The organism is Deltaproteobacteria bacterium HGW-Deltaproteobacteria-2 (assembly GCA_002840505.1).
GTDB lineage: Bacteria > Desulfobacterota > Syntrophia > Syntrophales > Smithellaceae > Smithella.
This window is the reverse complement of sequence record PHBC01000003.1, coordinates 223412-238368: the sequence shown is the minus strand read 5'-3', so window position 1 is coordinate 238368 and position 14957 is coordinate 223412. Positions and strand designations below refer to the sequence as shown.

Genomic DNA, 14957 nt, shown 5'->3' with positions numbered 1-14957 from the left:
TTTCTATGTTATCTCTAAGTATTTTGCAGTCGTCAGTTGTCTAAGTGCTGCAAGATCGTCATCGGCAATTCCAGCGCAGCAATACAGAAAAATAGCGAGAAACATATTAAAAACTTCATCGGATAAACATAAGTCAGTTGTTTCTATGGCAGCTCTTTCTTTTTTATCCCTTATAACCTGAATTCTATCAAATCGTGCAACAGAATCTTTTGTAATAATCTTGTATGCCGGAATCGGAAAGAATTGGCTATAAATTAGGCACCTTATTCTCTCCGCCATTTCAGGTGGAAAACCTGATGGGTCATCACGTGTTTCTATTCCATAACAGGGAATAACAAACAAAGCATCATCTTGGAGATGTTCTTTGCCTCCATGTAAAAGAGTTGCTATTTCTGGATACAAATTAATAATTGATGGCATTATTATGCCAGGCCGCTTTTTTGCTCTATGTACAAGTAATTCTTCATTTGTCCTTAAATTAATTTTACTTAAAGGAAGAGTTCTATCGGCAGCAACAAAATCACCAGTTGGTCTTGCGTTTCTGAGTACGAACTTTATATTGTCATGTTCTTCAGGATTTCTTCTTTCTACGTCTAAAATTTGTGGAATTTTTGTTAGATGAGGAACTACTGTATAGCATATTTGTCCAGGCGCATATGCCTTAGGATCGATTGTTTTATAAAATTCTTCTTTTGGGTATACTTGCAGAATTCCCATTATGCCTCAATTTTTATTATACCTTTTATTTCTGTTGGCAATGGTTCTTCTTCAAAATAATCTAACGCCTTAAAATACTTATCGTCTTTATATTTATCAAACGATCTTTCCTTTAAAGCGCTTTCTTTTTTCGCTGTATTAAACTTATTGCTTAATCTTCCAACGTGATATTTAATTTTTTTTATGTCATCGTTTGACAATTTTGGCGTTTTTATAGTTACATCCAAACGCGGTTTTTGAGCTTTAGAAAAATCAAGCAGGTCACCTTTATCAACATTTTTCATTGGTTCAGTTTCAAAATATACATAATCCAATAATTGAGGCGTATCGTAAGCGAATTTTTTTATTTTTTCTTTTAATTCGCTAATTACTTCCAAAGGAAAAAATTTCCTGAGCTCTTCGTATTTATCGTCTTTGCAACTAAAGATATTATAATCTTTGTCACTGAATTTGCTTTCATATGTCATACGAGATATTAAACCAGTCGATACAGCCGTATCAATACTTTGCATAACCTCGGAGCAATATGGACCATAATAAATAAATCTCCAAGGATAATGGGTGATAGTTTCACCATTATGATAACGGGCATAATAAAGATCAGCTAGATAGATATATTTAACAAGCTGAACAGTTGTCAACTTAATATCATTATATGAAGCATGGCAGGTTATGTATTTTATTAAATTTAGGATTTTTTTATTATCAGTCATTTTGACGATTTTGGTTTCAGAATTTACCAGCAATATATACTAAGAAAGTTTGTCAAAGTTTTGTATTCTATAACCTTAAATAATTATTCTGTCAATCTTAAGAAATGTAGTTTATCGGCACGCTGTCGGCACGCTTTTAAAAAGTAAATAACTTGATATTATTGGATTTCATGGCGGAAGTGCATGGGAATCGAACCCACCCGGGACGGTTTTAGCGCCCCACACCGGATTTGAAGTCCGAGAGGCCCACCAGTGACCTTGGCACTTCCATTTGAGAATTTATCTGTAAAATAACAAAGTGTCAACATGCAAAAAATATCAGTGATATTTTTATACCTTGAACGAAATAAGTTAAAATTGGAGAGAATCGGACTGAAATAAAGAATTATCCAGTAACTGAACAGTCACTTCGGTACCCTTTTTAATCCTGGTTTCGCTTTCTCCAATAACAATCAGGCCGTTGGCTGTGACCATTGATTTTAGAATACCGGAGCCTTGACCTCCAGTTGTAATGACAACATATTTATTTTTTCCCCTTTTAACTATAGCGCGGATAAAATGTTTGAAGCCCGCCTGTTTCTGAAAGTCCTCTGCGCAGACTGCTTTTATAGTCTGGCGGAAAATATTTTTGTGTCCCTGCATCTTTAAAAGGGAAGGGCGCACGAACTGTTCGAAGGAAACCATCGCGGATACAGGATTACCTGGCAGGCCAAACAGGGGAACGCCTTCGATAGCGCCGAAAGCCAACGGTTTTCCCGGCCTCATGGCTACCTGCCAAAAATGCATGGCGTTGCCTAGTTCTCCCATGACGTTTTTCACAAAATCAAAATCGCCGACGGAAACTCCGCCGGAGGAAATAATCAAATCGGCGTGCATAGCGGTTTTAAATGTTTCCTCCAAGTCCGATTTTTTATCTTTGGAAATGCCCAACATGATAGGTATCGCGCCGCATTCCAACACCTGCGCTGCCAGTGAATAGCTGTTGCTGTTGACGATTTTACCAGGCGGCGGATCAATTTCGATATCGACAAGTTCATCGCCGGTGGACATAATCGCTACGCGCGGTTTCTGATAAACGCTGACAAAAGCTTTACCTAAAGCGGCGAGCATTCCGATATCCGCCGGCCGGAGAGCGCTTCCTTTTTTCATAACCAGTTCACTTTTGCGCACATCTTCACCGGCAAAACGAATATTGTCTGCTTTCTTAGCTGAAGTGTAAATGATGACGGTTTTGCCGTTTTTGAGGGTATCTTCCTGACGGACAATCGCGTCCGCGCCTTCGGGGATTACCGCGCCGGTCATGATGCGGGCCGCCTCACCCTTATTTATTTTTTTTAGGGCGACTTTTCCTGCCGGTATATCTTCTATAATTTTCAGTTTCAGAGGTTTGTCTTTGGTTGCGCCTTTAGTGTCGATGTGGCGCACGGCATAGCCGTCCATAGCCGAATTGTTGGCAGAGGGAATGTTGCGCGGGGCAAGAATGTCTTCGCCGATCACCCGTCCGCGCCCATCCAGAATATTTATTTTTTCCAGACCCAGCGGCCGGAAGTTAATAAGAATTGTCTTTAGGGCCTCTTCTACCGAAATCATGTCTAGTCTCCATTGAATTAATGGGCGACAGTTTATCAAAGACAGGACGGTTGTCAACAGATATTGGGGAGAGCATTGATTTTAATGAGACTCAGTTTTTGGAAGCCCACTGGCGAACTGAAAACTGCAAGTCGAATTATCCCGATAGCGAAGCATATCGGGATTGTGTGCATTGTCCCACTGCTTACGGCGCGGTTTTTATTTGCAATTCCAGAAAAAAGAAATTTTTAATTGAATTATCCGGGAAAGAAGATTAGAAAAATACTTGAACTTACCCATTCTGGATTGAAGATGTATTTTGATTCAGAATGGGTTTTGGTGTTGCTTGATCATAATTTAAACGAAGTTGGGCTCTAATCAGTGCGGAAAATTATTACAAAGAAAAATAAAGAAGATATCAAACCGTTATATAATCTGACCAGACAGATTGAAGAGGGGATAAAACAGGTTAATGTAAGCGGACTAAAAGGTGCCGCTCGGTCCTTTTTGATATCTCTTCTTTTTGAGCGTTTGGAAAAACCTTTGCTTGTTATCTGTCCGGAAGAAAAAGAAGCGGCGGTAGTCGCGCGTAATTTAGCATTGTTTCTGGGAGAAGGGGTTGTATTTTATTATCCGTCGCTTGATTTTCTGACAATTGACATGTTTGCTCTCCAGAGAGAGGAAGAATTAGCCCGTCTGGAAGCGCTGACCAGCCTGCAAGTAAACACGGGAATCATTGTTGTTACGTCCGTGATTGCTTTGATGCAAAAAGTTATGCCCGTTGCCCAGTTTAATCAATATCTACAAATAATTTCTACGGGCGATACAATAAATAGAGATGATTTCTGCTCGCGTCTGATGTCCGGAGGTTACAAAAGAGTCGGCTTGGTGGAAGAAAAAGGTGAATTCAGTATTCGGGGAAACCTTATTGACATATTTCCTCCGGCTGAAAATAATCCTCTGCGCTTGGAAATGGTTGGCGACGAAATCGAGTCTATCAGAACTTTCGACGCTTCTTCTCAACGGTCGATAGGGCAGGCGTCCGCCTTTGTTGTGCCGCCGTCAAGCGAGGTTATGATCAATCCGCAATCACTCGAGTTGGCTGTCCGTAATATTCGACGGCGTGCCGCTGATCTCGCTCTGTCCCGCGAAACTCGCGATAGCCTTGTAGATTCTCTGGGGAATGGATTGTCTACTTCCATCAACCCTATATTTCTGCCGCTGTTTTACGAAACATACGACGATACCGGGTTCTCGTATAATAAACTGTCCAGTCTTTTTAATTATTTACCGACGAATACTCTGATGGTTTTAGATAATCCGCTGGCCATAAATCAGTCGATGCAGAACGCGGAACTAAGCATAGATAAGTTATTATTCAAAACTAAGAATAGTGGCAAATTTTATCTTGAAAAAGAAAACGCTTATATTGATCCGGCCAGTATCTTAACCAACATTGACAGATTCGGGCAGATTTCTCTGGAAGGGCTTAATCTGGATCAGGGAACGGAATCTGCTGCTGCGGTTGCTTTTGAAACCTGCCAATACGTGTGTGCGGGTGATTTGCTTGCCGGTGAAATCAAGGAAGATGCTTTTTTGCGCAAGACGGTGGAAAAGATTAATTCATGGCTGGCCGATGGGATGATGATTTTGTTCTTCTGTCCGGATCAGGAAGCTCTGCATCGGATGAAACATCTGCTTTTATCCTATGATTTGCCGGTTCAGACGTTATCTGAAAACAAACCAACTCTGGAAATTATTTCTCAATGGGAAGGAAAATCTCAGTTGCTTTTATTGGAAGGCGAGATTTCCACAAGTTTTATTATCCCGGTGATGAAGCTGGCTTGTTTGAGCGAGGAAGAAATATTTGTCAAAAAAGCACCCCGCCGACGCACGCGTCCGACACGTGAAGGTTATTTTTTAAAATCCTTCGGGGATTTGAAAGAGGGCGACTTTGTCGTTCATACTGATTTCGGCATTGGTGTTTATCGCGGATTGAAAAAAATTACGGTGAGAAAAATCGAAAACGATTTTCTGGTTATTGAATATGCGGACAGCGATAAACTATACATTCCTGTTAATTCTCTGGACAGGATTCAACGCTATCTTGGCCCGGAGGGGTATGTACCGAAGATAGACCGGATGGGTGGCTCTTCCTGGGAAGCGGTCAAAGAAAAGGTAAAAAAATCAGTGCGGGAATATGCCGAGGAGCTGGTCTCCATTTATGCCGCCCGCGAGGCGTTGGAGAGAAAATCATTTACTCCGCCGGACAGGATTTACGAGGAATTCTGCTCTACCTTTGAATTTGAAGAAACTCCGGATCAAGTCAAAGCAATTGAAGATATTCATCTCGATATGGATGACGGTAAACCCATGGACCGTCTTATTTGCGGTGATGCAGGCTTTGGTAAAACGGAAGTGGCGATTCGTTCGGCTTTTCGTGCTGTCATGGACGGCAAGCAGGTTGCCGTTTTAGTGCCCACGACCATTTTAGCGGAGCAGCATTATCAGACTTTTTCCCGCCGTTTCAATGATTTTCCCGTTCATGTGGAGGTATTGAATCGTTTTAAAAGCGTCACCGAACAAAAAAAGATTATACAAGAGTTAAAAAGTCAGAAGGTGGATATTGTCGTGGGGACACATCGCCTGCTTCAAAAGGACGTTGAGTTTAAAGATTTAGGATTGGTGATAATCGATGAGGAACAACGCTTTGGTGTGTCGCATAAGGAAAAATTAAAGAAGATGCGCACACTGGTCGATGTGCTGACGCTCTCGGCGACGCCGATTCCGCGCACGCTTCATTTATCACTGATCGGCATCAGGGATTTGTCCATTATCAACACGCCACCGGAAGATCGTGTCTCCATAAAAACATATGTTCTGGAATTCGATGAGGATGCGATCAAGACAGCGATAGAGAAAGAATTGTCGCGGCAGGGGCAGGTATTTTTTGTCCATGACCGGGTGCGCTCAATTTATTCTATCGCTCGTCTTATTCAAAGTCTGGTGCCGCAGGCGAGAATCGAGGTTGTTCATGGCCAGATGAAGCCAGCAGAAATTGAAAAGGCAATGGCTAAATTTGTCCGACAGGAATGTGATGTTCTTGTTTGCACTACTATTATCGGTTCCGGTCTGGATATCCCCACGGCTAATACTATAATTATCAACCGTGCCGAAAAATTCGGATTGGCGCAGCTCTATCAAATTCGCGGCAGAGTAGGACGATCCAATCAGGAAGCATTTGCTTATCTTTTATTGCCTCGCGGAGCAATGCTTTCCCGTGAAGCGATGAAAAGACTGCAGGTAATCAAGGAATTTTCCGAGCCGGGATCAGGATTCAGAATAGCTTATAATGATCTGGAAATTCGCGGCGGAGGAAACCTGCTGGGCATTTCCCAATCCGGCCATATTTCCGCTGTTGGTTATGAACTTTATACCGAGTTGATGGAAAAAACTGTTCGGGAAATCAAGGGAGAAAAGAGTACTGAAGAAGAATTGATGCCGGAGATTCAATTGGGAATCTCCGCATTTATTCCGGAAGAGTATGTACAGGATGTTCACCATCGGCTGGTTTTATATAAAAGAATATCTTTAGCCGAAAACGAAGAAGACATTGATCAGATCAGGAGCGAATTACAGGATTGCTACGGTAAGCCACCGCAATCAGTGGACAATTTGCTTCAGGTAATCAACATAAGAAATTATCTTAAACCGCTGAAGGGGAAGAAAATGGGCTATGACGGCAAATATCTGTATATTTTCTTCCTAGATACTTCTCCGGTCGATCCGGCAAAAATTATTTCTCTTTACCGTAAGAAAATTAAAGACTTACGCTTTACGCCGGATTGTAAATTGTTTGTGCCGGCCCCAAGACTCACTGAAACCCAGATATTAGAACAGGCTGATTTATTGTTAAAGATGCTTGCCCAATAGCGTCAATCAAGATATAAAGAAATATTATGGTTAACTCAAAACCGTATTCCGATGTTTCTTTCTCCATTAATAAATTCAAAGCGATTTTATCGCTTTGTTGTGTCGTCTTTTGCTTAATGCTATTCAGTGCTACTATTGCGTGCGATAAGATTAATACCTTTTTTAAACCTTATGTCGCCATGGTTAATGGTTCCAAAATATATCTGGAAGATTATAAATCGCAACTTGACCGCGAAATGCACATTGTGCCCAGAGATTTTTTAGATCAACCCGATTACAGGAAACGGTTTGAAGAAGAAGTTCTGGATGCTATGATTACGGAAAAAATAATGTTCCTGCGTGCGCAGCAACTCAATATTTCTATAACCGACGCCGAACTGGAGGGGAAAATTAAAGAATTTAAGCAGGATTTTGGAAAAGATTTTTCCAATTTGCTGACACAGGAAAATGTAAAATATGAACAGTGGAAAGAAGATTTTAAAAAAGAGATGCTTTTGCAGAAACTTGTTGCAATAGATGTCAATGCAAACATTAAAATAACGGATAATGAAGCCGAAAAATATTTTAATGAACACCGCAACAATTACAAAACGGAATCTCGGGTGAGAGTTGCGCAGATAGTTGTTCGAGATTTAGCTTTGGCTAAAAAGGTGTCAGCAAGATTAAAAGCCGGTGAAGATTTTGCTTCTGTTGCTGCTGAGGTATCTGTCGGTCCGGAAGCTAACCGGGGCGGAGATCTGGGATTTATCACCAGACAAACCATGCCGGAACCTTTGGATAAAACTATTTTCAGTCTGCCGGTCAAAAAGATAAGTCCGGTTGTTCAAAGTTCTTATGGATTTCATATTTTTAAAGTGCTGGAAGTTCAATCGGCAAGAATTGGAAAATTTAAGGATATCAAGGAAGAAGTGATCACCGATATTCGGTCGCAAAAAGAAGATGCAGCTTTTATAAACTGGCTTGAGGCATTGAAAATGAAAGCGGTGATTAAAAAAGAAAAAAATATCTTGGGTAAAGAATAAGTAATATAAAGAAATGGAGGAAATACTGTGAAGTTTTATAAAAAATTATTCTTGATTTTATGGGGTGTAATACTTTTGTGCGTGCCGGTTGGTGCCGAGGTTGTAGATAGAATTATTGCCGTAGTAAATGATGATATAATAACACTTTACGAATTTAATGCCGCTTTTGAGCCTTATTTGAAAAACATCGATAATACTTATAAAGGCAATAATAAAGAAACAGTTATTAAACAGACAAGATCTGCTTTCTTGCAGCGGCTCATTGATAATATTCTGATTGAACAAGAAGGGAAAAAATCAGGTACAGGTATTATCGTTAAAGACGAAGAAGTTATGGACGTGATTCGGGATATAATGTCCAAACAAAAAATGAGCATGCAGGATTTTCTGAAAAATCTTGCAAAAGAAGGTAATTCACTTGACTCTGTTAAAAAAGAGATAAGGACGCAGATGATGCGCGCTCGTCTGTTGCGGCGGGAAATCAAATCCAAAGTTATTGTCACTGATGAGGAAATAGGCGAGTATTACAACAAAAACCGCCAGGACTATGAAGGTGAGGAAACTGTTAGAATTAAACAGCTTTTATTATTGAAACCTCCTAAAGCGGATAGCAATGCGATAACACAAGTGAGAACCGGGGCTATGCAGTTGCATAAGCGTGTTATAGCTGGAGAATCTTTTGATTTGTTAATTGTAAAATATTCACAGGGACCGGCGGCGGCACAGGGCGGCGATGTTGGTTTTATCGGAAGAGGTACGATTATTCCGGAAGTAGAGAAGGTGGCGTTTAGCCTTCCCGTGGGGCAAATAAGCGAAGTAATCGAATCCAGCGTAGGATTTCACATAATTCAGGTGGTGGATAAAAAAGGGGCCGGGTTGAAACCAATCACTGCGGTACGGGAAGAAATAAAGACTAAAATTGAAGATGAGAAATTAGATAAAAAATTTGAGGAATGGATTGCCTCCATCCGGGCAAAATCGCACATTGAAGTAAAATTATAAAAGAATGACAAAGTAATAATATGGGTGCAATAAGAATCAAAGGTGCTTCCCAGCATAATTTAAAAAATATAAGTTTAGACATTCCTCGCGATGAGTTTGTCATTATTACCGGTGTAAGCGGTTCGGGTAAATCATCGCTTGCTTTCGACACAATCTATGCCGAAGGTCAAAGGCGATATGTGGAATCGCTTTCCACTTACGCGCGTCAGTTTATCGGGCAAATGGATAAGCCGGATGTCGAATCCATTGAGGGTTTATCGCCAGCTATAGCTATCGAGCAGCGCACAGCCAGCCATAATCCGCGTTCGACGGTAGGCACCGTCACCGAAATCTATGATTATTTCCGTTTACTTTACGCCGGCATAGGTGTTTGTCATTGTTACCGGTGCGGACGAGAGATTAAATCACAGACAATTGACAGTATTCTGGAGAGTGTTCTTTCACTTCCGGTTAATACAAACTTCAGCATTATGGCGCCGCTTGTCCGCGGGAAAAAAGGCGAGTTCCAGAAAGAACTAAAAAAGCTCCAGAAAGAAGGATTCGCGCGCGTCCGCATCGATGGAGAGGTTCGGGATCTGGCGGAAGAAATTGTTCTGGAAAAGAATAAGCGTCACGATATCGATCTCATTGTTGACCGACTGGTTTTGAAAGAAGGCCTGAGGAAAAGATTGCGTGATTCTCTTGAGATTGCAGCCAGCCGAGCGGATGGCCTTGTGCGTATAGTTACCTCCGGTGGACAAGAAACACTTTTCAGCGAAAAATATGCTTGTCCCGATTGCGGAATAAGCATGCCTGCGCTTACTCCCCGCATGTTTTCTTTCAATAGTCCTTATGGTGCATGTCCTGATTGCAATGGCCTTGGCTCCCGTATGCACTTTTCGGTGTATCTGGTTGTGCCTGATACCGGATTGTCTTTGAGGGAAGGAGCAATTGCGCCCTGGGCCGGCCGAAGTTCTCTCTACTATTATAGTATTTTGGATGCGTTGAGCGCTCACTACGGTTTTGATGTTGATACGCCTTTTAATAAATTGCCGGAAAAAATTCAGAACATTCTTCTTTACGGATCGGGTAAAGAAAATATTAAATTTTATCATGATCGTCCGAATAAAAGATACTTTTCTCACCGGCCTTTTGAGGGAGCGATTAATCAATTGGAACGACGCTGGAAAGAAACGGCTTCGACCGCGGTGCGCAATGATTTGATTCGCTACATTGATTCGAGCGCATGCGATGCCTGTCATGGTGCGCGTTTAAAAAAAGAAGTACTTGCCGTTACAGTTGGTGGGAAAAATATTTATGAGCTTTGCCAAATGTCCATCCGCGAGTGTTTCAATTTTTTCGAACAGCTGGTACTGTCTCCTCAGGAAAGGAATATTACCGAAAGAATAATAAAAGAAATTAAAAATCGACTTCAGTTTTTGCTCAATGTCGGCATGGATTATTTAAGCCTGGAGAGATCGACTTTGTCTTTATCGGGAGGGGAAAGTCAACGCATCCGGCTGGCTACACAAATCGGTTCCGGCTTGATGGGAGTTTTGTATGTGCTTGATGAGCCAACCGTCGGACTGCACCAGAGAGATAATTTGCGCCTGATTGATACTTTGAAAAAACTGCGCGATATGGGCAATACCGTACTGGTTGTGGAACATGACGCCGATATGATCCTTTCCTGCGATCACATTGTGGATATGGGCCCTGGTGCCGGAACACAGGGAGGAGAAATTGTTTTTCAAGGAACTCCCGGGGAAATTTTGCTAAGCAATGAATCGCTCACCGGTAGATATTTATCGGGTAAAGAATCCATCGCGCTGCCGCCAACAAGACGTCCACTTACCGGAAGATATATAATTTTAGAAGGAGCAACTGAAAACAACCTCAAGAATATTGATATTAAAATACCTGTAGGACTATTTACAGCGGTAACAGGGGTATCAGGTTCCGGCAAAAGCACAATGATCATTGAAACTCTTTATAAGGTGATGGCGCGTCGTTTGAATCAACATAATGGATCAATGGGGAAAATTAAAAAAGTTGTCGACTTAGGTGATATTGAACGGGTCATCATGATTAATCAACAGCCCATCGGACGCACTCCTCGATCTAATCCGGTAACTTATACGGGAATCTTTTCTTTTATCCGCGATCTTTTTGCCAATCTTCCCGAAGCTCGGATGCGCGGCTATAAACCTGGTCGATTCAGTTTTAACGTGAAAGGCGGCCGCTGCGAAGCCTGTGAAGGTAACGGCATGATCAAGATAGAAATGCATTTTCTACCGGACGTTTATGTAACTTGCGACGTTTGCCGCGGTAAACGATTCAATTCCGATACGCTGGATATTAAATACAAAGATAAAAATATTGCCGATATTTTGGATATGACGGTCAATCAGGCGTTGCAGTTTTTTTCCAATATCCCGTCGATTAAATCACATCTGCAAATGCTCTATGAGGTTGGTTTAGGCTATGTTCACTTGGGACAGTCGGCGACCACTCTTTCCGGCGGAGAAGCGCAGAGAATAAAACTGGCAAGGGAATTGGGCAAGAAAGTCAACAGTAATACTCTTTATATTCTGGATGAACCTACCATTGGATTGCATTTTGCGGATATTCAGAAGTTGCTGGATGTTTTAATCCGCCTTGTGGATATGGGCAATACGATGGTCGTAATTGAACATAATTTAGATATAATTAAGTGTGCAGATTACGTTATTGATCTCGGACCGGAAGGTGGTTCCGGTGGCGGTAGAATTATCGCCTCTGGTACAGTCGAAAAAGTGGCACAGGAAGGAAAATCTGCAACAGGTCAATTTTTGCAAAAAATTATTTCTGCCTGATAAAATTTTGTATATTTCTTCATTCTACATCTACAAGTGAATATTACCTGAACTATAAATCTATGATCCCTCAATGAATAAGGTCTTGACATAATCATAAAAATGATATTAAATTCATATTAATCACAGCTATAGTTGTTAATGAATAATGAATATGGTAAAAATAATATTCTAAAAATATTGTACAGGATTGTGTGATAGAAAGGATTCAGAACTGCCAAAAACTTTGAAACATAAACATCCAATATTAGTAGTCGACGATGAAGATGCTATCCTTAATGCTTTCCATCGTATTTTAGCCGATGAAGATTATGAAGTTCATACAGCGAGCAACGGATCAGAAGCGCTGAATAAATTGCGAACAGCTCAAAACCCTTATTCCCTTATTATATCCGATCAAAGAATGCCGCTGATGAGCGGTGTGCAGTTTTTTGCCCAGGCCAAAAATATTTTTCCGGACGCCGTTCGTATACTCTTGACCGGTTATGCCGATACCGGCACTGTGATTGATGCCATTAATAAAGGAGAGGTTAGTCTTTATTTTACAAAACCATGGCATGAAGAAGAATTGTTGTTTCATATCAGACAGTCGATTTCCAAAGTGGAAATATTGGCCGAGAATAGACGTCTGATCGAATTGATCAAACATAAAAATACCGAATTGCTGGAGTTAAACAAAACTCTTGAAGATAGAGCCAGAAGGAAAACATCTGATTTGTTTGCTCAAGCTGAAAAGCTTAAGGACAGTTACAAGAAATCGCAGATAATTTTAGAAGGCATAGTTAAAACATTATCTAAAATAGTTGAAACAAGAGATCCATATACTTCGGGACATGAGGATCAAGTCGCTAAAATTGCCTGTGAGATTGCAAAAGAAATGCAATTGCCTGAAGAACAAATTACAGCTATCAATATTGCCGCCACTCTCCATGATATCGGCAAAATATCAGTGCCTACAGAAATATTAACAAAACCCGGACTTTTAAGTGATCTGGAAAGAGAAATTATCAAGACGCATTGTAAAGTTGCCAGAGATATCCTTGTAAATATTGAGTTTCCTTATCCGGTGGGAGAAATTATTTTTCAACACCACGAAAGGATAGACGGCTCAGGTTACCCAAGGGGTTTAGTGGGAGATGCGATTGTACTTGAAGCACGCATTATAGGAGTTGCGGATGTTATTGATGCTATGGCTTCCTATCGTCCTTACCGGCCGGCGCTGGGTGTTGATGCCGCTATTGCAGAAATCGTCAGATTTAAAGGAGTGGCATATGATGCAGCAGTCGTGGATGCCTATTTAAAAGTTCATAAAAAATATTTTAAAGATAGACTTAATCAAGCAAGTTACCATTAACTGCTGAAAAATAGCGATCATTAGTTATCCTCGTTTCCCGAAAATTGCCCTGCCGATGCGGACAATTGTTGCACCTTCTTCAATAGCTACTTCAAAGTCATCAGTCATACCCATGGAAAGTTCTTCCATATGAATACCCGTAATTCCTTCACGAATTATATTGTCGCGAAGATTTCTCAGAGCACTAAAATATGGACGGGCATCCTCCGGATTGGCTAAAAAGGGCGCCATTGTCATTAGTCCCCGCACAGAAAGATTCTCTGACGGGGAGATATTCTTAATCAAGTTAATAGCTTCATCGGCCGGAATGCCATCTTTTGTTTTTTCACCACTTACATTGACTTCAATCAGAATATTTATCTTACGGCCGATCAAGCCGGCTTTTTTATCCAGTTCCCGGGCCAGATCAATGCGGTCAACGGAATGAATATAGTCGAAGAGTTTGACGGCATATTTCGCTTTGTTGGTTTGGAGATGTCCAATCATGTGCCACTGAACACCCTTTTCTATAGCGGCGATTTTTTCTTTTGCTTCCTGGACGTAATTTTCTCCGAACATAGAAATGCCCGCGTCAATCGCTTTACCGATGTATAGGGGAGAAACAGTTTTAGTTACTGCTAAAAGTTTAATGGAATCAGGCGCGCGTTGAGATCTTGCTGCAGCGGCAGCTATCCTTTGCCTGATCGTGCTTATATTGGCGGCAATGTCCATTTCCATAAAATTTATCTCGCTAGAAAGCTCCCTTTGAGTCCTGCCTTTAGAAGGTCAAAGACCTTCTAAAGGGGTTTAACGGAAATTGAGTGCTTTGAGATTTTTAAATGCTTCCAAAACTTCGCAAAGCGGCAGCCCGATCACGTTTGTGTAAGAACCGCGAATTGATTGTATGAAGTAGGCGCCTTTTCCCTGTACTGCATATCCGCCGGCCTTGTCGTATGGTTCATCACAAGAAACATACCATTTCATCTCTTTGGGGCTGATTTTCTTAAATAGCACGGTGGATTGAATAACTTTTGTTTGGTAAATTCTGGAGGCTGCGTGAGCAATAGTGAAACCTGTAAAAACTTTATGTTCGCGTCCGCTTAGTTTTCTGAGCATTCCTAGCGCCTGTTTTTTGTTCTTTGGTTTTCCTAAAATAAGGCCGTCAATAACCACAATTGTATCGGCTCCCAGCACCCATGTCTCGGGATATTTATTAGCGATAACAGTAGCTTTATCACTAGAGAGTCTTTTTACATGCTGTCGCGGACTTTCTCCTGCAAGGTAATTTTCGTTGATCCGGGGATGGATTATTTTAAACTTCAATCCCATAGACTGCAGTAGTTCCTTACGTCGCGGCGAAGCCGAAGCTAGAATAAGAGGTGCGCTTGAAATAATGGGCATAGTTATTTACTGTTTACTTTGAAATAATTTTTTCTTTCTATCACAAATTTATTTTTGTCTGTCAAATGTAAATTCTATTTGATTATGGGAGTTGTTTGGAGTTATTATAAAAAAATAGAAACAAGCATGGGGTGAAAAATGAAAAGAATATTAGGTGTATTTTTAACATGCATTTTATTAGTGTGTTTTGGTAGTGTTGCTCTGGCTAAGGAAAGAGTTGTGCAATTAAACATACCCGGGTGCTCCGCTTGAAACACCAAAGCCAGGATGAGTTCCATCCTGAAACAAATTGATGGCGTGAAAAAACACGAAAACAAGGAAAATGATCTATTGATCATTACCTTTGATGATGAAAAAACTACCCTGAACATGATTATCGATGAGCTCAAAAAAGGAAAATTTTTTGTCACGGGGGGGCCGGTATACTTGAAAT

The 14957-nt window shown here is 41.0% G+C and carries 10 protein-coding genes and 1 tRNA gene; 5 read left to right on the top strand and 6 right to left on the bottom strand.

Features of this window, described 5'->3' with window-relative positions:
• Positions 1–3 precede the first annotated feature (3 nt).
• The 4 genes from CVU62_08055 to CVU62_08040 all read right to left on the bottom strand — a co-directional run bounded on the left by CVU62_08055 (position 4) and on the right by CVU62_08040 (position 3020).
• Positions 4–717: a hypothetical protein gene (locus CVU62_08055; protein PKN37668.1), complete on the bottom strand. Its 714-nt coding sequence runs from the start codon at positions 715–717 to the stop codon at positions 4–6.
• Positions 717–1463 (bottom strand): hypothetical protein, encoded by a 747-nt coding sequence (locus tag CVU62_08050; protein PKN37667.1) that lies wholly within the window; start codon positions 1461–1463, stop codon positions 717–719. Before CVU62_08050 ends, CVU62_08055 begins: the two co-directional genes overlap by 1 nt.
• 138 nt (positions 1464–1601) lie before the next feature.
• A tRNA-Sec gene (locus tag CVU62_08045) sits at positions 1602–1699 on the bottom strand.
• 82 nt (positions 1700–1781) lie between these two features.
• A complete protein-coding gene (locus CVU62_08040) occupies positions 1782–3020 on the bottom strand; it encodes a hypothetical protein (protein ID PKN37666.1) in 1239 nt (412 codons plus the stop codon).
• A gap of 360 nt (positions 3021–3380) precedes the next feature.
• Here CVU62_08040 and mfd point away from each other — a divergent pair, with 360 nt between their 5' ends.
• The 5 genes from mfd (at position 3381) to CVU62_08015 (ending at position 13144) form a co-directional block, all read left to right on the top strand.
• Positions 3381–6932, top strand: a complete 3552-nt coding sequence (gene mfd, locus CVU62_08035) for a transcription-repair coupling factor (GenBank protein PKN37665.1) — start codon at positions 3381–3383, stop codon at positions 6930–6932.
• Between the two features lie 26 nt (positions 6933–6958).
• The gene (locus CVU62_08030; protein ID PKN37664.1) at positions 6959–7954 is read left to right on the top strand and encodes a hypothetical protein; all 996 of its coding nucleotides are present in this window, start codon (positions 6959–6961) and stop codon (positions 7952–7954) included.
• 27 nt (positions 7955–7981) lie between these two features.
• On the top strand, positions 7982–8956 hold the full coding sequence (locus CVU62_08025) for a hypothetical protein (GenBank protein ID PKN37663.1): 975 nt from the start codon (positions 7982–7984) through the stop codon (positions 8954–8956).
• 20 nt (positions 8957–8976) lie between these two features.
• Positions 8977–11790 (top strand): excinuclease ABC subunit UvrA, encoded by a 2814-nt coding sequence (locus CVU62_08020; GenBank protein PKN37662.1) that lies wholly within the window; start codon positions 8977–8979, stop codon positions 11788–11790.
• 190 nt (positions 11791–11980) lie between these two features.
• Positions 11981–13144: a hypothetical protein gene (locus CVU62_08015; protein ID PKN37661.1), complete on the top strand. Its 1164-nt coding sequence runs from the start codon at positions 11981–11983 to the stop codon at positions 13142–13144.
• A 24-nt stretch (positions 13145–13168) separates the two neighbouring features.
• Here the strand turns inward: CVU62_08015 and CVU62_08010 are convergent, their stop codons facing one another.
• Complete coding sequence (locus CVU62_08010) at positions 13169–13855, bottom strand: YggS family pyridoxal phosphate-dependent enzyme (protein PKN38053.1); 687 nt, start codon at positions 13853–13855, stop codon at positions 13169–13171.
• Positions 13856–13930: 75 nt separating this feature from the next.
• A complete protein-coding gene (locus CVU62_08005) occupies positions 13931–14524 on the bottom strand; it encodes a septum formation inhibitor Maf (GenBank protein PKN37660.1) in 594 nt (197 codons plus the stop codon).
• Positions 14525–14957 lie beyond the last annotated feature (433 nt).